Source organism: Hymenobacter metallicola, from assembly GCF_004745645.1.
Taxonomy (GTDB): Bacteria; Bacteroidota; Bacteroidia; order Cytophagales; family Hymenobacteraceae; genus Hymenobacter; species Hymenobacter metallicola.
Genome location: NZ_SRMB01000008.1, coordinates 45512 through 62968, shown reverse-complemented (window position 1 = coordinate 62968; position 17457 = coordinate 45512). Strand labels below are relative to the sequence as shown.

Sequence of the window (17457 nt, the reverse complement as noted above, 5' to 3'; positions counted from 1 at the left end):
TTTTGTGAACGAACCTTACTTAGCTGAGCCACATGATTAGAGCAGCACTTGGGGTAACTTTTCTCGCACTCACGTTAATTACGGGCCACTGCTCCGGGCAACGGTTGGCGCACTGCAGCAGTGGCGTTGCCGACTCACTAGGATGCCGGCAGCTGACGCTGAATCAGTTTTGGGGAAAGGGCGGGCGGACACTCGGCCCAGATGCGGTGCTGTATCGAGGGCGGGTGATTATCAGCCGGGTGTGCTCACTTGGAAACGACGTGGTCTTCATTGGGTTTGGTAACGAGCATTCCAACGGGGAGGCCTTCACTGTGCAGTGCGCCACCCTCTTGCCAGACGGCTTGTTCAATGGCTACCGCAACGGGGTACGAGAAGGCCTCTGGTTTCATCAGAACGTTTTCGGCACCATCACCAAAGTCGAGGAATACCAGGCAGGAGAGCTGCAAAGTGTGCTGCGTTTTTGGGCGAATGGGTTGCCCCGTGCGCGAGTCCACTACACACAAGGCAAGCCACGCTCCTGGGGGCAAAAACGGTATGACAGGAAGGGGTATCCCCGAAATGGTATGGTACCTCTTTGATATCCTCCTCCTTTTGCTAGAACCACCGTTCCGCTGAACGCCCCACCAACACCTCAACATACCCAGCCCGCAGCTGGCTCAGAAAGTGTAGCACCAGGTGGCCCAGCAACACAACGCCCAGTCGGCCAATAGACCAGTCGTGGCTTTACGACGGGATTCTATAGTCGAATAATTCATCCAGTAAGCGCTGAAATGGTTGTTTGCCTACATCCCGTGAACTGGCCTCGAAGTGGTCGAACTCTTGGCTGAGACGGTGTGCAATCGCTTGCCAATCGGGCCTGCTCGTTAGTTTTGCTAGTACCATGCTCACAATGGCTCGAACAGGTAGCGCCTTCATCTGCACGGCTAGTTCTTGCCACGAGTCGTTGTAAAGTTGATCCAGCATAGCTACTGGCTGGTAGTGCTCTAGGTAGGGCACACCCAGGGTGCTCACATACTGGCTAACTTGGTCAAACACCTGGTCAATCTCTTCCTGTCGGGCTATCGTCACTCGAAACTGTGGATCGCCTACTACTTGGCCTAAGGACGCGGTATGCGTAGGAGCCTGGTGCGCATATCGCGGATGAATAGGAAAGTACTGTTGCGTTAAGGCCTGCACGGCGTGGATTCGGATACTAAAGTGCAGGGTGATTGCAAAGCAGGGGGAGTCAATCCCGCAATCTTCCACGAAGACGCGGACACTTTGGAAACCAGTAGGTGACTTACGGAGCAAACCGAGGGCTTTATTCAACTGAAACCCTAAGGGAGCCAGTGCGCTCTCTAGCTCTTGATAAAGCGCGTTTTTCAATACGGCCCTCTTAGATTGGCCCATGTATAAATGATATAACAGGAACTGTCAGAAACCGTTTAAAAGTACCACAAGTTGAGGTTGGAGGCGACTAAGACCACCGTTTCGCTGAACTGTCTCTGATTACTGGGTACTGCGTAGCCGCCACCAATCCCGGATGCTCAGAAGCAAGGCCGCAATGCACGCGAGATGGATGGAAGCAAACACCCATACCGGCAAGGGCCGTTTCAGAGATGGAACGGCCACAATGTCGGAATCAGAAGCAGCGTATACCACGTCCAGCGCGGGGTGGGCGCGCAAGCGGCGCGCCTGTTCCGGGGATAGCTCGTGCCGAAACGTGAGCGTTTGGTCGGCCAACGCATCATAGAACGCATAGTCCACGGCGTATTCAGATACCTTCAAGATACGAGCAGGCGCGTGGACCGGCTGCGCAAACAGCAGGTACTCGCCTTTAAACCAAAAGGCAAAAAACACAGCGCCAAGGAGAAAGATAGCTCTTCTTAGCAGGTCGTCCCGCCGATGCTGGTTCCTCAGAGTAGCATCCATATGGGTAATCATCGTTCTTCGAATGAACGCAAGGTACGCTTCGTCTCTTAAACCCTACATTAAGGGTTCGGACCGTTTTTTTGAACACTTGCTGTCAGGGATGGGAGCTACACCACGCTTGGCCGGGTTGGGTTCACGTAATCAATGCCTGTTTGCTCAAACAGCTCTTCGAGGGCTTCTACGCCGTGGGCTACCTTGAAGTCCCGCTCGGTTGGGGTAATGGGAATAAGCCACAAACACTGCACTTGCTGCGCTTGGTAAGGCATCTGCTCCAGCGAGGGGCCGTCTAGGTAGGGGAGCGACACTAGGCCGCAGGAACAGGCCGAGTCCGGCAGCCAAGGCACGCCAAAATTCACCGTATGGTCTACGCCCAGGGCGTGCGCTGTTTGATGGTAATGGGCCACGGCCGTCAGCAAGTCCACCAGTTCCGGGCTTTGCTGCGACGAAAAGAGGTGCAGTTCGAGCTGCTGGGGCATGTTCGGCAAGGACATGCCGCACGTGGCGTAGGTCCACATCGTCCGCGCAGGCGTGGGCGCGAATTCCAGCACCTGAAACGTGGCCGGCACGGGGTGAGCAGAGGGCCGCTGGGTGGCCAGCGCCGTCGGCTGGATTCCCCACTGGTGAGCGTAGTGGGCCAGCAGGGCCTGCTGATAGGCGTTCATGAATAAGAAAGCAGTTTCTCGACAAACATACCCTCGTTTAACTTTAGGCCCCTTGCCTTGCACGTCAATTGCGGCAATTTTCAACAACGTTTCGCGATAGTGGCAGCCAAGGTAAAGGAGATAGGAACAAACCTCTATCTTGGCTTTGTATGCGGCTTCTTCTATTTCTGCTCCTGGTCACGCTCTCTTGCTGCTCTGCAGAGCCGACCTACTTTGCGCCGCAACTGATTGAAAAACTCGCCCACAACGCGGGGGCAGTACATGTTCATGTTGACAATGTTACCCCCTTGTATGTGCGCACGGACATGAGGGGCATCTGCCGGACGACTGTCGGCTCACTGTATCGCGTTTATCAAGCCGGATATACCTATCAGTACGCTACCTTTCCCGCTTTTTTAGCAGACGCGCTCAATCAGCGCCTTGCCGTTGCCAGCAGCCGGCTACTGCATCTGCCCAATGCCCACTTGTTTCCGCTTGACACGGTGGCGGCCCTGCACTATGCGCGTCTTACGCCGGAAGCACGGGTGGCCACTTTATACCGACCGATGAGCTCACAACGGTGGACTCTCAAACCAGAAGTTGCTAGTACGCCGGATGTGGAGACCGCTTTGTATTACCTGTTTCTTGGAAACTATGATGTTGGCTTCGACGATTATCGGGGGCAATACATTATCACAAAGGGGGTGATGTAGCCAGCTACGCATTTGTATAAGAAGCCCCCCTTTCGCGAATTAGACTGATTATTTGAACAATTAGGCTATAGTACAGTCAAGTCTACAAGCGGCTCATTTCCGCTGTGGTCACGCAGTTGCTCAACCGCAGCGGCTGTGAGCTGGTGTTCTGCGGCCAGCGCTTGGACTAGGGCGTGCTGCCACGCGACTTCGCGTTGCATCTCTGGCCTGGCGGCAACGAAGGCATCCACTTCTTGCAGAGGCAGTTCCACACCCGTCACCTCTTGCACGTACATATCGACCGTGTCCCGGGCCGCCATAGCACACTGCAGGGCATGTTCTGCTTGCCCATCCTGCACCAGCGCCAGGGCTTCACTCAAGGCCACACAGGCGTCAAAAGCATAAGAGGCAAAGGGGTTGGCGCTTTCGTCTAAATCTGGCCAGAAGTGTTCTAACTTCTCCTGCAAGACACCCCACTGGTGTGGAGTGACAGGTTGCTGCGCCCCAAACCCGCAGAGGGCGGCGATGGCCGTGCGAAAGAGCAGCGCTCCTTGTTTCGTTTCGGTCTGGTCGAAGCGCTCCACCGATGGAAGCAGGCGCACGCAGATTAACGCAGCAAATACCGCTTGATGTGGTAGCGGTAACGGTAAGAGTAAAGGGCGCAGGTCGTTCATGTAAGGGATGTGAGTGGCCACAAAATAGGCTCCTTTTCCTAAACCACCGTTCAAGTGAACTCCTCGGCAGGTTTTTTATCCCACTGGATTTACGCGTACATGTTTTGCGGTGGACCCGCTTGCCCAAAGCCACCTCCCCCCATTTTGATTTCGGTGAGCAGGGCTTGCACCGGCTCGGCCAACTCGTCTTGGTTGCACCAATAGTCGCGGAAGGAGCCGTACTGCTCGTAGGAGGAAAGATTGAATCCTTCTTCGATGTCGTTGTACCAGATAATGTTCTTGCCTACCACGGCCACAACCCAGAAGCCCCCTCCGTGCTTGCCATACGGCGTTTGCTGCCACTTTTCGGGAAAGATTTGAATCAGTTGCCAGAACCGCCATAGCTCGCCCTGCATCTGTTCTTCTGCCGCCAGAATCTTATCGTAGAGGGCTTCGAGTGTGATGGCTTCCCACTGCATAAAAGACATTCAAATAGTAGTTCAGCCGAAAGGTAGACGAATTGTAACGCTCGTGTAGATTTTGGACTGTTTTCCTGAACTGCTTTCGTGTCTTCTCCCGCGTATCGAAGAAATGTGAGGTGCGAGATGCTATTCGGGCCAGTATTCACCTGGCAGGTAGGTGCGGACGCTGTAGCAGCCTAAGTAGCACCGAAGCGGGAAGCGCGGTGGTTGATGCGGTACAGGAGGGAGATGGAATCCGTGTACGATACCTAGTGGGTGTTGGGCAAGACATACGAGGAGCGTACCCTCTTGGTCCGGACCATCGAGTCGTTGAGTACTACGCCTCGGGTGACATCGTACATGTGGAAGTAGCCCGTCGCCTAGCTGGCCATCAGGTTGCGATAAGAGCTACTGATTGGATTACTGATAGCCTAGGATCTGTGCAGCTACGAGCCGGCTGTCTACCGTTCTACTCAGTACAAGTATATTGCTATATTAGCAGCAGTAGTGTGAAATGGCTCTTACGCCAGACACTTTAACTGCATTAATCCTAGTATGCAAAAAACCTTACCCTTGCATTGGTTGGCCGGCTTGCTGCTCACTTGCTGGAACTGCTATAATAGCCAAGCGCAGTCGGTGCTGCACGACCCAGGCTTCGGCACCAACGGGCGCGTAACCACTGCCTTCAGCGCCCCCCCTAACGACAACGCCGAAGCGGTGCTGTTGCAGCCCGACGGGAAGCTGGTAGCCGTCGGCAATGGTAGCAACGGGCTGGAACTGGCCCGCTACAGCAGCAACGGCGCCCTCGACCCCGGCTTCGGCACCGGCGGTAAGGTTTCCACCTACACACTCCCGGCCAGTAGCGGCTGCTCAAATGGTTGGAGCTCCACGACCAAAGTCTATAGTCGAACCGCCCTGCTGCAGCCTGATGGCAGGATTGTGGTGGCCGGGGACATCGGCTCGAATAACCCCTCCTTTCCCGGTGGCCGGTTCAACTGGTACGTCTGCCGCTACCTGGCCGACGGCACTTTCGACACCAGCTTCACGCCCTTTGCCAGTTGTGGGGGCACCATCGGCGGCTCGACCGTGAAAGTGCTGCGCCAAAGCACGGGCAAGCTGGTTGTTATCGGCTATAACTCGGGGGTCGGCGGCTGCGAAGGCGGCTCTGCCCAGACCCCGCGGATCCTGCGGCTACAAACGAATGGCACCCAGGATGCGACCTTCACCAGCAGCATAATCGGTGGCACATCCCGCCTGCAGATCAAAGATGCCTACGTCGATGCCCTGGATCGGATTACCACGATCGGGCATCGGGAGTTCTGCAACTCGTCGGTGCGGGTAGTAGCTGGCTATACCACGCTCCTGCACCGCTTCCTGGCGAACGGACAGCCCGATCCGACCTTTGGCACCAACGGGGAAGTAAGCTTTAGCTTTGGCAGCAACTACACGATGGGCTCAGTGCTGGTGCCGCTGCCCACGGGGAAGCTGCTGATTGCCGGCTCCAATGGCGGCGCTTCGGGTGGCTTCGTTGCCCAACTGCTGGCCGATGGCACCCTGGACCCAGACTTTGGCACGAGTGGCATCGTCAGTCAACTGAACCTGGGTGGCTACTATCCTACCCGGATGGTGCTGCAACCCGACGAGAAGCTGCTGCTGCTGAGCGGCGGCAAGCTGCTCCGCCTGCTGGCCAACGGGCAGCAGGACCTCGCTTTTGGAATTAACGGCCGGGTAGATCTGTACTCGACTTCGGCCGGTGACCTGCTGCTGCAACCCGACGGCAAAATGGTGGCGGCCGGGGGCAACTCCGAGGGTTTTCTGTTGGAGCGCTTCATGCCCAACCCAACCTGTACCCAGATTGACGCGGGTCCGAACAGAGGTAGTTGCAGCGGCGCTACCGTGCGCCTGGGCAACAGTACTAATCCCGGCGCCGGCTTCACCTACAACTGGACGGTGAGTCCGGCTATTCCCGGCTTCAGCAGCACGAGTGGCAATCCGAACGTTGTACTGCCGGTTGTGACAAGCACCACGGCATACACGTTCTCCCTGACAGCCGCCATCAACGGCAACAGCCAGTGTATGCCTACCAGCCAAGTAGTCATAACCGTGTCGCCCAACCCGGCGCCCAACGCGCCAGTGGCTTCGCCCTCCATTGTCGATGCCGGTCAAAGTGTTACGCTGAGCGTACCCAGTCCCCTTGCCGGAGCGACCTACACGTGGACCGGGCCCGGCCTGCAACCCACTACCGGGTCAACCGTAACGGCTACTCCTCCCGGCACCAGCTCCTCGGCCCGCTACGTAATGACGGCCGTGTTTGGTAGCTGCACTACCCAGGCGGAGGTACAGGTGTTAGTGCGCCAGCCCACAACGACTACGGTATGGACCGGGGCCAGCTCCACGAACTGGTTTACAGCAGCAAACTGGACCAATGGCGTGCCGAGCGCATCGGTTGATGCCGTCGTTTCCGTGGTAGGCAGCGGTACCTATCCCGTCATCACCACCGGCGCGGCTATGGTCCGCAGCCTGAGCATCAGCAACGGTGCCCGCGTCACGCAAAGTGGGGGCACGCTAAGCGCAAACGGCAGCTTTCTCAACGACGGCCAGTTTGTGGGAAGCAACAGCTTGGTCACGTTGACGGGACCAGTAGGCGGAGCCAGCACGACGCACTTCTTCAACCTAACGATAGGCGCCGCCGGAGCCCGGCTGGCTGGCCCGGTAGAGTTGGAGCAGGTGCTGACCCTGAACGGCAACCTGGCCACCAATGGCCACCCGCTAACGATGCTCTCGAGCCCCGTTGGTACGGCTATCGTGGTAAACAGCCCGGGGGTGGTAACCGGCCCGGCTATTGTGCAGCGCGCCATCACGGCTGGCCCGAACCCGGGCCTGGGTTACCGCCACTTCAGCAGCCCGGTGAGCAATACCACCGTGGCCGACCTGACCACTACCGGCTTCACGGCCGTAGTGAACCCAAACTATAACACCTCGGCCACGCCCACAAGCGAGTCGCCCTTTCCCACCGTATTTGGCTACGATCAGAGTCGCCTGACGCTAACCAACAACTTATCGGACTTCGATAAGGGCTGGTTCTCGCCCACCACGTTAACCGCTCCTCTGGAAGTGGGCCGCGGCTACACCGTGAACATCGGCGCCAGCCAGCTCGTAGACTTCAACGGTACGCTTAACAACGGTGACATTGCGCTCAGCTTCGGCCGCAACAGCGGCCCTACAGCCGCCAGTGCCGGCTGGCAGTTGGTCGGCAACCCTTACCCATCGGGCCTCTCTTTCGCCCGTATTAAAAATTCAGACCGGGTGAACGTGGACCGGGCTATGTACGTGTTTGAAAGCTCGGACACGTATGGCGGCTCCTACCGAGCCTACCTCAACGGTATCGGCGCCGATTCGGTAGCCGCCGTAGGCCAGGGCTTCTTCGTGCGCGTCACCGAGGACCAGACCACTGGCTCGCTTCTGCTGCGCAACGGTCAGCGCCTGAAAATTGCGGACGGGACTACGTTTCGCCGGGGCACGACCGACACACGCCCCCAGTTGCAACTGCAGCTCAGCGACGGCACCACGGCCCGCCCGGATCTGACCTATGTGTACTTCGAACAAGGCGCCACCGAAGGCGTAGACCCCGAGTACGACGCAGTTAAGCTGCCCAACTCCAACGGCCTGAACCTGTCGTCCCTGGCCACAAATACCCACCTAGCCATCAATGGCATGCCCCCGGTTACGGTACCCATGGTGGTTCCCCTCGTGGTAGCCGTCCCGACGGCGGGCATCTACACGCTGAACGCTCCGGCCCTCAGCAGCATGACAACGATGGACGTGTACCTACTTGACGCGGCGACGGGTCAGCAGATCAACTTAAGGCTACAGCCCAGCTACTCGTTCAATAGCACCAGCAGCGTACCACTGGCCTCGCGCTTCTCCCTCAGCTTCACGCCCGCTCGTCCCACGGCTACGGCCAGTGGTCTGACGGCTGCTCAGATCAGCGTGTACCCCAACCCGACTCGTCAGCAGTTTATGCTGCTGCTGCCCCCAATAGCAGGCGTCAAGCAAGTGCAGGCGGTGCTCTATAACGTGCTGGGCCAGCCGGTTCGGCAGATGACCGTTACGCCCGGCGCCCAAACAAGTGTGGACGTGCAGAGCCTGCCGGGGGGAGTATACCTGCTACGTGTGCAGATTGGGACATACAGCATTGCCAAGCAGGTCATTATCCAGTAAATCTTTTACAATTTCGACCGTTTGGCTGAACGATAAGCTTTCCTTGAAGGCTTGCCTGTCGCCTATCGCACGGTTCCATACCACCTAGTCTCGTGTTGAAGTATGCGGCCCGTAGCGGCATCCACTTCCACCACTTCAACCTTGCCGGTAGGCGTCCTGGCATAATCTAATTCACGGGTGAGATAATTGTGTATTGACCAAGTAAATGTCTTCGTGGCCGTGTCGTAGGAGAGCGACGTCGTTGGGTCCTCAAGCCCTGGCTTGAGGGGGGCACTACGGCTAATGGCCAGCGCCTGCTCCCGCGTGAGCAGTGCGCAGGGCTCCTGCCGCCAGATGAAATCGGGAATAAAGGCCACATAGGGAGCTTCTCGTAAGCGGAGTTGCCCATCTAGCGTGACAAAAGCTGTGCCCCGTATTGAGTCCATCGCCGGACAACCCAAGGCATAGAGGTGCGCCGTGTAGCGTACATCTACCGCCAGAAAGTGCCCTTTCGTATTGCGGTGTGCTGTGAGTACCCGAGACTTTTCCCGGCCCAACCAATTGCGGTAGTGGTAATATGTATTTGTCGCGTAGCGGGTTTGAGCATATAGCGTCGCGCCCAATCGCTGCCGCAGCACACTGTCAGCAGTGGCCCGCACTTGCGCTGTGGGGTACCGCTGGCTCCACGCGTTGGAACCGCTAACCAATAGTAGGCACATCCACCCGCACGCCTCCCGCCGGATGCTGGGGTACTTACTTACACAAGAAAAGAGGCTCTGCATAAGTGTGGCGTTCTACTTATTAGATAAGCGGTGAAAATAACCCTCCTGTTGCTGAACTATGTGAGTACGGGCCTGCCCTATATTGTCCAGTTAGCTTTGTGAGATTCGGCTGTAGGGCTCGCTCGTATGCCCCACTAGTTAAAGTCCGTTACCCTACCGGCTACTAGGTCGAGGATGTATTCGACTACAATGCAGACCTCAACACCACCTTTGACCACGAGGAGGGGTTTTCGCCACCGTATTTACGGCTTGCAACATGCAAGCCCTGCCAGCCCGCTCCCCCAAGCCCTACTTCTCGAGCAGTGACCTGTTTATGGTCGATACCCTGCGCGTGCCGACCCTCTCCGCTTCCGTAACCAGCCTGGTGCAGCAGGGCCTGGCCTAGAGCGTCCTGGCACATTTGCTACTGCTTAGGAAGACAGGCAGTATAGCTTTGCCTATCTTCCGGAGCATTTGCAGGAATATGCCGAGCTCAGGATACAAACCGTAACCCGTCTCACTACGGCATGGTAAGCATCAGGCCAGCCATAAGAAGTACAGCCGGTATCAGTACTGGAAAATCTCCAGCAACCGGTCGCAAACCTGCTCAGCAGTGGCTTGGGGCAATATCCCTAAGCGGCGCACCAAGCGGGTTTTGTCCACGGAGCGGATATGGTCGAGCGCTACTTGCCCCTGCTTACCCTGGAAGGAGCAGTCCACCCGGGAAGGATACTCGCGCTGGGTGCTGGTCAGCGCGGCAATGGTCACCGTACGCAGGTAGCGGTTCATCTCGTCGGGGGAGAGCACCACGCAAGGCCGGGTCTTGTTGATTTCACTGCCCTGGGTCGGGTCGAGGTTAACAAGCCACACCTCGAAGCGCTGCACGGCTACCACTGCCATTCCGTTTCCTCAAAGGCTTCATCCGAGAAGCCCTCCAGCAACTCGCCCTCCGGGGCCTGCCCCTGGGCCAGGGCGCGCTGAAACTGCTCATCCCAGCCTTGGCGGCGGGTTTTACTGACTGGTTTGATGAGCAGGCCCTCGGGCGTAGGCTGCAGGTCCACTTCACCGGCGAGGTGATACTGCTGCAGTAACTTCTTGGGTAACACAATCCCCTGGGAATTGCCGACCCGGATCAGGCGCGTGTTCATAGAAGCAAATGTACGTACAATGTATGTACATTTGCTAAGCCTCTTTGGTTGCATTCGGTAGAAAGTAGCGCCTTGGTTGCCAGGACGCCCACCCTGTTAGAAAAGGAAGGACAGGTGTTATTCGAGGTTACCCGTCCCGGTTCCTGGCTGTTTCGGCTGCCGGAGGAGATGTCCCTGGCCAGAATTTGCCGGGACCACCGCTACTATTCAGCGCGCTATAAGGATTCTATCGGGGTCTTTATGTGCCGGCCAGAGCAATTGGGAGGGGTACCGTGGTTGCCCGTTGTCTGTCGTCTGTCGCGCAAACCCGGGCTCGTGGGCCTCACCATGACGAGCGTGCGGAACGTCTTGCCAACGACTGTGATGGATGCGGACGAGGAAGATAGCATGCCGGAACGCCGAGCGCCCATGATGAATGGTCGAGAAGTAGAGTTAGGCCGGATCAGCTTCTGGGTAGGGTTGCCCAGGAAAAGTCGGCCGACCCCCAAAAGCAGATCCAGCTCCTGAAAGCAGTCAGCAGACGCTCGTTTTGCCAGAACCACCTTTTTTTCAAGGGTAGCAGGTGACAATCTCCCGTTTCAGCGGGCCGCGTACGGCCGGGGTGGGCGACTGTTCGGGCTGAACTGCTGGGCCAGCAGTGTGGGGTTTTGGCCCGCTGCGGGATTCTGCAGCACCTGTTGGAGAGCCAGATCAAGCCGGCTTTGGATACGGCGGCACCGGCCAGGGCGCCGGCCCAGGTCCAGGTACACGTTGAGCAGCGTTTCTTCGTAGACGAGTTGATCCTGGTCGTTGTAAAAGCGTACGATCGTATAGTCGCGGGTGGTAAGATTAGTTTCCACGTTCCAATACCCGAGGCCGGTGGGCTGAGTTTGCGCCTGGGCTAGCGGAGCCAGAGTGAGAAATACCAACAGGGTACCAAGGGGCAGCAGGGGGGAAGTTTTCATAGCAGGAGGGCAGGTAAGGGAGATGGTACAAGAAAGAACTACGCAAAGATTGCTTGCTCCCAGAGGCCTTGCCAGGCTATTCGCCCGGCGGCGTGCGCGGCGGGCAATACGGCGCCGGAGCGTCGACCAACCGCCGGACTGGTTGTTGGTCGACACTGACTGGCAATTGGTCTATAAAGCGTATTTTCAGTGAGTTACCCCATTCATTTGTTGATATATTTACCAAGGCTTACACCAGCACAGCGGCATGGCACAGGCAGAACATCGGGGGCTGTCCCGGCTCCTCCGGGTAATCGACGCACGGCGCTGGCTGCGGCACGGCCTTTTCTGGGTGGTGTATCTAATGCTGTGCACCATTATGCTGCGCTACTGCGTGCACATGGTGCCTACGCTGCGCCTGGCACTGCGCGATGCGCTGCTGGTGACGCCCGTGCATATGCTGAACGTGTACCTGCTGCTTTACGGAGTGCTGCCCCGGCTGTGGCAGCGCCAGCAGCCGCGGCTGCACATCGGGTGGTGGCTGGTGGGCTGGTTTTGGCTAAGCCTGGGCCTTACCTTCGTCTTCCGGTACCTGATGGTGGTGCCCCTGCACGCCGGCGAGCCCAATACCCCTCGCGAGTACCAGCTGGTCTTTTCCCCCGGTAACTTTTTTTGCCAGCTGGCCGTGGTGGGAGTAGCTGTGAGCCTGCGCATGTACCGCCACTGGTGGAAAGAGGAGCTGACCAACCTGCGTCTCACGCAGGAAAATTACCGGGCCGAGCTGCAACTGCTCAAGGCCCAGATTCACCCGCACTTTCTCTTCAATACCCTCAACAGCCTCTACGCCCTCACGCTCAAGCAGTCCGACCAGGCGCCGGCCGTGGTGGAGCGCCTCACCAGCCTGCTGCACGCCGTGCTTACCCAGAGCCGGGCCCCGCTGGTGCCCCTGGCCGACGAAATAACGCTGTTACGCAATTTCATCGCCCTGGAGCGGCTGCGCTATGGAAACCGGCTCACCATCGCCTTCGAAACTGGGGCCGTGCCGCCCACGGGCTACGTCGCTCCCCTGCTGCTGCTGCCCCTGGTGGAAAACGCCTTTAAGCACGGGGCAGCCGAGCAGCTCGGGCAGGCGCACGTTCACGTGGTGCTGGCCAGGCAGGCAACGACGCTTTTCTGCTGCATCACCAACAGTAAGAACATCGAGGACGCCCCAACGGCCACCAGTTCAACGGGTATCGGTCTGCGCAACGTGCGCGAGCGCCTGCAGCTGCTCTACCCGCAGCGCCACCGTCTGCAAGTCGAAGCGCGCCCCGACACGTTCACCGTCCGCCTGCTGCTGCCCCTGGCCGAGGCACCCCAGGCCGCTGCGACGGCCCCGCCACTACCGGAAGCGCAGGCGCGCCCGGCCTTGCTGCCCGCTCTGTCCCCCCAGCTTCAGCCCGTCCATGAAAGCGCTGCTTAAGCACCGGACAACCCGGCACGTGCTGTTTTGGCTAACGGTGGAAGTGGTCGATATCCTTGTGCAGCTGCCCGCTCACTTCGTGCACGGCATGCCCCTGTACCTGTGGGGGCTGGTGCTGGTGCAGCTGCCGGCATGCCTGCTGTGTATATACCCCCTGGTGTACGGGCTGCTGCCGCGCTTGCTGCAGCGCCAGCCGCGGGCGTGGGGGTGGTTGCTGCTGTGGCTGGTGGGTAGCCATCTGGTGGTCACCGGGCTGCATCTCGTACAGGACTACGTGCTGGGGCTGGCCTGGCCGGGTACCCCGCTCAAGCCCCTTGAATGGCCTCAGGCCCTGCTGCACGTGCGGGTGAGCTACATGGTACTGCTGGGCGTGGCCGGCATGTTGGTGGCCCATAAGGTACTGCGGCATTGGCACCAGCAGCGCATCGTGCGCCAGCAGCTGCTCCAGCGCAAGCTGCACACGGAACTCGAGCTGCTTAAGGCCCAGCTCCAGCCCGCTTTTCTGTTTAACACGCTGGCCACGCTGCACGCGCTGACCACGGCGCGCGCGCCGGCCTCGCCGGCAGCAGTGCTGCACTTCTCGGCGCTGCTGCGCTACCTGCTCTACGAAAGTCAGCTGCCGGCCGTGCCCCTGGTCGACGAAGCCGAGCTGCTCCAGCACTACCTGGCCCTGGAGCAGCTCCGGCTGGGCCCCCGGGTGGAGGTCTCACTTAGCTTCAGCGGTAACCTGGCGGCCCACACCATTGCGCCGCTGCTCCTGTTGCCGTTCGTGGAAAACGCCATTCGCCACGGTACGGCGGCCTCGCAGGACTGCCCCTGGATAAGCATAGACTTGGTAGCCAAAAAACATTCCCTTACCTGCAAAGTCATCCATAGCCGCCCCGAAGCCGGGCCTGACCCCGCGGCCGAACCCGAGCTGCGCAACGTGCGGGAGCGGCTGGCCCGCCTCTATCCCGGCCAACACGAACTGAAAATGGTGACCGAGCCCGACACCTTCTTGGTGGTAGTGCACCTGCGGCGCGCGCCCGCGGAGGCCGTTACTACGCCGCCTGCCCCCGTCTTGCTGTCCGAGCGTGCTGCCGTTACTTTTTAGAATTCTGCCATGAAACTACAATGCTTATTGGTCGACGATGAGCCCCCGGCCCTGGAAGTGCTTGAGTCCTACGTGCGCGAGGTGGATCACCTGGAGCTGGTAGCCACCTGCGGCAACGCCCTGCAAGCCTTCGGCGTGCTGCAGCAGCGGCCCGTCGACCTGCTGTTTCTCGACATTAAAATGCCCAAAATGCTCGGCACCGATTTTCTGCGTAGCCTGTGCCACCCGCCCCAGGTTATCTTCACCACCGCGTACCGGGAGTATGCCTACGAGGGCTTTGAGCTGGATGCGGTGGACTATCTGCTGAAGCCCATTGCCCTAGACCGGTTTCTTAAGGCCGTGGCCAAAGCCAGCCTGGCCGAGGCCGCGCCCGCGGAGCCGGCTCCGGCGGCCAACCCCGATGCCTTTCTTTACTTCCGCATTGACCGCAAGATGGTGAAAGTAATGCTGCGCGACATCCTCTACATTGAAGGGCTGAAAGATTACGTCAAGATCCACACGGTAGTCGGGCCGCCACTGGTGGTGAAGCAAACCGTAAACGGTATGGAGGAAAAACTATCGGAAAGCAATTTTCTGCGCATTCACCGCTCCTTTATCGTGGCCCTGGACAAGGTGCAGACGTTCAGTGCCCGCCACATCGAAATTGCCCATGAGGAGCTACCTATCGGGCGGCTGTTTCGGCCGCGGGTGGAGGAAGTGCTGCGGTGAGCAAGGGTGTAGAAGCCGAAGCGGTGAACGTGCAGGAGCAAAAGCCGCTGCCGGTCAGGCGGCGGCCGTGGTGCATAGGGATACCCACGCGCCGCATGCCGCTGCCTATGCAGCGAATGCAGCCGCTTGGGCAGCCTAGCGCATCGCCCGCTACGCTGACGAAAAGGCGCTGCTCTGGTACATATTGGGATTTAACCAGTTTATTCGGTGTTAGGTAGTCTATGACCCTTGACACGTTTAATCTTCTTTCTTACGAGCGCCAGGTAAGTCTCGTCTTTGCTTCGGCTACCTTCCTGGCCACCCGCTGGCAAAACCAGGAGGCGGTGAACCTCTACTACCTGGCCGGCCAGCAGAAGGGCGTGTTTGTCGAGCTGTTCTACGATACGCAGGCCAAGGCGATTGTACGGCTACGCGCCTTTACCAGCGGTCGGCTGCTAGCGGAGTATGCCGCCTTTATCCAGCTCTCGGATATGAGTTAAGTCGTTAGAAAGGCACTATGGTTGACGTAGAAAGGGTTGATTACCCTCCTCTTACCAGAACCACCGTTTGGCCCAACAGCCAAGTGAGTTTGCTCAGTAGTATATTCGTTGGGGCTAAACCAATGTGTAGTGTCCTTGCCGGCTACCCTTCAAACTTTCAGTGAACGTTTTCCCGGCGACGAATCTGATTGGTTTGCGCGGGATGCTGAAGGCAACATCGCTCTGTTTTCAACCAGTGGCCTCGGGCCAGTCCCCATTGATGCCCAGGGGCATTTTCAGCGCCATGATGATATCGCGCGCAGCATCGCTTTGCCCCATTTGGGGTCACCCGACGTGTGGAAGGACTTTGCCAAACAGGGGCTATAGGTCTACGATTGGCTGCCCCATGCGGGACCATATCGAAAAATGAAACAGCCGAAAGGTATCATGCCAACCACCATTCGACAGCAGATCCTCCAACTCGTGGGACTACCCTTGTTCAACGGGGTCTTTCAGCAAGTAGAGGAAATTGACGTAGGTGAAGGAGACGAACTGACAGCGCCCTAGTCTCTAGCCAAAAGCTGGCTCCTTCTACTAATTCGACCATTTGGCTGAACAAGTCTTATCCTCTACAAGCATTGCCGCTAAGAGCCGTATGGCCAAGCAGTCAATACGCCATCAATGTGTTTTTGACTTAGTTAAGGTGAGCGGTAAGATAGATGACCTGTTGTAAGGGGTTGTCATTCCTCATCAGATATTTTCTATCAATCTGTAGATTTCCGACAATGTCGTCGATGAGGTCGCCTTGATACGCTTTTAGTCGTCTCTTATCTAAGATGATGCGGAAGTGGTACAGGTTACGATCATTCACATACACTAAGCCATAAGCGTGAAAGGCCCTGCCCGTCGCACGTAAGTTTACATCTCGTTCAACGGCGAAATCATGCTGAAACATAAGCTTCTTGACGGTGTCCCCTTCTGCCAGTTGAAAGCCGGGAAAGGGTGCATTAATCAGTTGCTGAGCCAGGGCTGGGTAATCCAAGGAGGAAGTATCTTTCTCTAAGCGAGTGAAAGTGATCCGCTCCGGACTATCAGTGTTATCAGCAAGAAGGAGGACGAGCGTTGCACCATCATCTTCCAAGTGAGACTTCCAACCAGGTGGGGTACATATAATTTCCCGCCCAGCTTCCCATACTTCCCATTTTGCCAACGCTGGGCTATTTTCGTACTTGATGTCAAATGACGTGACTTCAACGGTATCGTCATGCAACTGCTCAGCAGCTTGCCGTTGTTCTTCGCTGCTGGTTGGACCACAATTCGTGCACATGACAATCAGAATGAGGTGCAGAAGTATGCGTAAGCAGAAACGAGTAGGCATAAGATGATCTACTATAGTGAAGCGGAGCAGGCCGGCAAAGGTCTATAAAAAACAATCCCTGCTTTTGCTAGAATCACCCTTTCACTGAAGTTAGCCAGGGTACTTAAGCTCGTACTCAATCAGGTCATAGGCTACGCCCAATTTCTCGGCGGTGGTTTCATCAGAGCACTGGCTAAAGGCAGCAAGTAGTTTGTCCCGGACTGCTTGGGACGTTACCCACGCCCGAAAGCGTTGACTCAGCGGGACAGATGCCAGGAAGGGGCCGTTGAAGTACTTGTTCTGAAAAATGGCGTGACGGTGTTCGCAGACTTCATCGCCCAACAGCACCCACGCCGTGGGGTCCGTGCTGGCTTCCCACCGCTGCAGCAACTCGTCAAAGTGCGGGTAGCTGCCGGCCAGGGCCACGAAGTAGTCCTGGAACTGCCACGCTTCGCTCTCGCTGACCAATACAACATCCCACAACGCGAGGAAGTACCGCTCGACGGCCTCGATTTCTGCCGTCGGCCACGTGCGCCAGCGGCCGTACTCCAGCTTGCCGAAGATGAGGTATTCGTCGTACGGGGCCCGAAACTCCGCCGTCAGTTCAAAGAGCCGGGGTAAAAAGTGCTTGAAATCCTCGACGGTACCCCACGTGGTCATGGCCTTGCCCGCATACCGGCCCAAGTCGTCCTCGGTTAACTCCCGCAGGGCGCGGTGCGTGACCTTTCCCTTATCGGCCGCCGACACGCAGCAGGGGCACCCCTCGAGTGAGGAGAGCGGATACCCACCGAACGCCCGATACAAGTCCTCCACCGCGTTTTGTAGTACGTGAAGGGGGGCGGGGGCAAGCTTAGACATAAGAGGGGAGGGAGATAACAAGTAAACTTACGTTGCAACAACTATTAATTTATCCCTCCTTTCGCTATTCAGACCCTTTTCCTGAACTTCCAGTCCTGTCACTGTGGCCTCATTGCGCGTTAACGGGTGTA

Annotated in this window: 18 protein-coding genes; 8 read left to right on the top strand and 10 right to left on the bottom strand. The window is 57.8% G+C overall.

The window, feature by feature from the left end; genetic code table 11:
- Window positions 1–723: 723 nt before the first annotated feature.
- From E5K02_RS24740 to E5K02_RS24730, 3 genes are all read right to left on the bottom strand, one after another.
- The gene (locus E5K02_RS24740) at window positions 724–1365 is read right to left on the bottom strand and encodes a hypothetical protein (protein WP_135399135.1); all 642 of its coding nucleotides are present in this window, start codon (window positions 1363–1365) and stop codon (window positions 724–726) included.
- 123 nt (window positions 1366–1488) lie between these two features.
- Window positions 1489–1839, bottom strand: a complete 351-nt coding sequence (locus E5K02_RS24735) for a hypothetical protein (protein ID WP_135399133.1) — start codon at window positions 1837–1839, stop codon at window positions 1489–1491.
- 179 nt (window positions 1840–2018) lie between these two features.
- Window positions 2019–2573 (bottom strand): suppressor of fused domain protein, encoded by a 555-nt coding sequence (locus E5K02_RS24730; RefSeq protein WP_135399131.1) that lies wholly within the window; start codon window positions 2571–2573, stop codon window positions 2019–2021.
- Between the two features lie 149 nt (window positions 2574–2722).
- Between E5K02_RS24730 and E5K02_RS24725 the strand changes: the two genes are divergently transcribed.
- Complete coding sequence (locus tag E5K02_RS24725; protein ID WP_135399129.1) at window positions 2723–3265, top strand: hypothetical protein; 543 nt, start codon at window positions 2723–2725, stop codon at window positions 3263–3265.
- A 65-nt stretch (window positions 3266–3330) separates the two neighbouring features.
- Here the strand turns inward: E5K02_RS24725 and E5K02_RS24720 are convergent, their stop codons facing one another.
- A complete protein-coding gene (locus tag E5K02_RS24720; protein ID WP_135399127.1) occupies window positions 3331–3918 on the bottom strand; it encodes a DUF416 family protein in 588 nt (195 codons plus the stop codon).
- Window positions 3919–4007: 89 nt separating this feature from the next.
- Window positions 4008–4385: a hypothetical protein gene (locus E5K02_RS24715; RefSeq protein ID WP_206026017.1), complete on the bottom strand. Its 378-nt coding sequence runs from the start codon at window positions 4383–4385 to the stop codon at window positions 4008–4010.
- 528 nt (window positions 4386–4913) lie between these two features.
- Between E5K02_RS24715 and E5K02_RS24710 the strand changes: the two genes are divergently transcribed.
- The gene (locus E5K02_RS24710; protein ID WP_135399125.1) at window positions 4914–8579 is read left to right on the top strand and encodes a T9SS type A sorting domain-containing protein; all 3666 of its coding nucleotides are present in this window, start codon (window positions 4914–4916) and stop codon (window positions 8577–8579) included.
- Between the two features lie 1017 nt (window positions 8580–9596).
- Window positions 9597–9725 carry a hypothetical protein gene (locus tag E5K02_RS26110; protein WP_262709887.1) on the top strand — a complete coding sequence of 43 codons (129 nt, stop codon included), beginning with the start codon at window positions 9597–9599 and terminating at the stop codon, window positions 9723–9725.
- A gap of 161 nt (window positions 9726–9886) precedes the next feature.
- Here E5K02_RS26110 and E5K02_RS24705 read toward each other — a convergent pair whose 3' ends face one another.
- The 3 genes from E5K02_RS24705 to E5K02_RS24695 form a co-directional block, all read right to left on the bottom strand.
- The gene (locus E5K02_RS24705) at window positions 9887–10219 is read right to left on the bottom strand and encodes a type II toxin-antitoxin system PemK/MazF family toxin (protein ID WP_135399123.1); all 333 of its coding nucleotides are present in this window, start codon (window positions 10217–10219) and stop codon (window positions 9887–9889) included.
- Complete coding sequence (locus E5K02_RS24700) at window positions 10207–10467, bottom strand: AbrB/MazE/SpoVT family DNA-binding domain-containing protein (RefSeq protein ID WP_135399121.1); 261 nt, start codon at window positions 10465–10467, stop codon at window positions 10207–10209. Before E5K02_RS24700 ends, E5K02_RS24705 begins: the two co-directional genes overlap by 13 nt.
- A 578-nt stretch (window positions 10468–11045) precedes the next feature.
- Window positions 11046–11411 carry a hypothetical protein gene (locus E5K02_RS24695; RefSeq protein WP_135399119.1) on the bottom strand — a complete coding sequence of 122 codons (366 nt, stop codon included), beginning with the start codon at window positions 11409–11411 and terminating at the stop codon, window positions 11046–11048.
- Window positions 11412–11658: 247 nt separating this feature from the next.
- On the opposite strand from E5K02_RS24695, the gene E5K02_RS24690 reads away from it, so the two are divergent.
- The 5 genes from E5K02_RS24690 to E5K02_RS25740 all read left to right on the top strand — a co-directional run bounded on the left by E5K02_RS24690 (window position 11659) and on the right by E5K02_RS25740 (window position 15678).
- Entirely contained in the window at window positions 11659–12852 is a 1194-nt protein-coding gene (locus tag E5K02_RS24690) for a sensor histidine kinase (RefSeq protein ID WP_135399117.1), read from the top strand.
- On the top strand, window positions 12836–13945 hold the full coding sequence (locus E5K02_RS24685) for a sensor histidine kinase (RefSeq protein WP_167856582.1): 1110 nt from the start codon (window positions 12836–12838) through the stop codon (window positions 13943–13945). The genes E5K02_RS24690 and E5K02_RS24685 overlap by 17 nt, the downstream gene beginning before the upstream one ends.
- A gap of 9 nt (window positions 13946–13954) precedes the next feature.
- Window positions 13955–14653: a LytR/AlgR family response regulator transcription factor gene (locus E5K02_RS24680; protein ID WP_135399113.1), complete on the top strand. Its 699-nt coding sequence runs from the start codon at window positions 13955–13957 to the stop codon at window positions 14651–14653.
- Between the two features lie 221 nt (window positions 14654–14874).
- Window positions 14875–15132: a hypothetical protein gene (locus E5K02_RS24675; protein WP_135399111.1), complete on the top strand. Its 258-nt coding sequence runs from the start codon at window positions 14875–14877 to the stop codon at window positions 15130–15132.
- Window positions 15133–15537: 405 nt separating this feature from the next.
- Window positions 15538–15678 carry a hypothetical protein gene (locus tag E5K02_RS25740; RefSeq protein WP_167856581.1) on the top strand — a complete coding sequence of 47 codons (141 nt, stop codon included), beginning with the start codon at window positions 15538–15540 and terminating at the stop codon, window positions 15676–15678.
- Window positions 15679–15805: 127 nt separating this feature from the next.
- Here E5K02_RS25740 and E5K02_RS24670 read toward each other — a convergent pair whose 3' ends face one another.
- The gene (locus E5K02_RS24670; RefSeq protein ID WP_135399110.1) at window positions 15806–16489 is read right to left on the bottom strand and encodes a hypothetical protein; all 684 of its coding nucleotides are present in this window, start codon (window positions 16487–16489) and stop codon (window positions 15806–15808) included.
- A gap of 90 nt (window positions 16490–16579) precedes the next feature.
- Entirely contained in the window at window positions 16580–17326 is a 747-nt protein-coding gene (locus E5K02_RS24665) for a hypothetical protein (RefSeq protein WP_135399108.1), read from the bottom strand.
- Window positions 17327–17457 lie beyond the last annotated feature (131 nt).

Coding starts and splice junctions, on each gene's coding strand:
- E5K02_RS24730 (WP_135399131.1), bottom strand. CDS start 2,573: ATGAACGCCTATCAGCAGGCCCTGCTGGCCCACTACGCTCACCAGTGG.
- E5K02_RS24725 (WP_135399129.1), top strand. CDS start 2,723: ATGCGGCTTCTTCTATTTCTGCTCCTGGTCACGCTCTCTTGCTGCTCT.
- E5K02_RS24720 (WP_135399127.1), bottom strand. CDS start 3,918: ATGAACGACCTGCGCCCTTTACTCTTACCGTTACCGCTACCACATCAA.
- E5K02_RS24715 (WP_206026017.1), bottom strand. CDS start 4,385: ATGTCTTTTATGCAGTGGGAAGCCATCACACTCGAAGCCCTCTACGAT.
- E5K02_RS24710 (WP_135399125.1), top strand. CDS start 4,914: ATGCAAAAAACCTTACCCTTGCATTGGTTGGCCGGCTTGCTGCTCACT.
- E5K02_RS26110 (WP_262709887.1), top strand. CDS start 9,597: ATGCAAGCCCTGCCAGCCCGCTCCCCCAAGCCCTACTTCTCGAGCAGT.
- E5K02_RS24705 (WP_135399123.1), bottom strand. CDS start 10,219: ATGGCAGTGGTAGCCGTGCAGCGCTTCGAGGTGTGGCTTGTTAACCTC.
- E5K02_RS24700 (WP_135399121.1), bottom strand. CDS start 10,467: ATGAACACGCGCCTGATCCGGGTCGGCAATTCCCAGGGGATTGTGTTA.
- E5K02_RS24695 (WP_135399119.1), bottom strand. CDS start 11,411: ATGAAAACTTCCCCCCTGCTGCCCCTTGGTACCCTGTTGGTATTTCTC.
- E5K02_RS24690 (WP_135399117.1), top strand. CDS start 11,659: ATGGCACAGGCAGAACATCGGGGGCTGTCCCGGCTCCTCCGGGTAATC.
- E5K02_RS24685 (WP_167856582.1), top strand. CDS start 12,836: ATGAAAGCGCTGCTTAAGCACCGGACAACCCGGCACGTGCTGTTTTGG.
- E5K02_RS24680 (WP_135399113.1), top strand. CDS start 13,955: ATGAAACTACAATGCTTATTGGTCGACGATGAGCCCCCGGCCCTGGAA.
- E5K02_RS24675 (WP_135399111.1), top strand. CDS start 14,875: ATGACCCTTGACACGTTTAATCTTCTTTCTTACGAGCGCCAGGTAAGT.
- E5K02_RS25740 (WP_167856581.1), top strand. CDS start 15,538: ATGAAACAGCCGAAAGGTATCATGCCAACCACCATTCGACAGCAGATC.
- E5K02_RS24670 (WP_135399110.1), bottom strand. CDS start 16,489: ATGCCTACTCGTTTCTGCTTACGCATACTTCTGCACCTCATTCTGATT.
- E5K02_RS24665 (WP_135399108.1), bottom strand. CDS start 17,326: ATGTCTAAGCTTGCCCCCGCCCCCCTTCACGTACTACAAAACGCGGTG.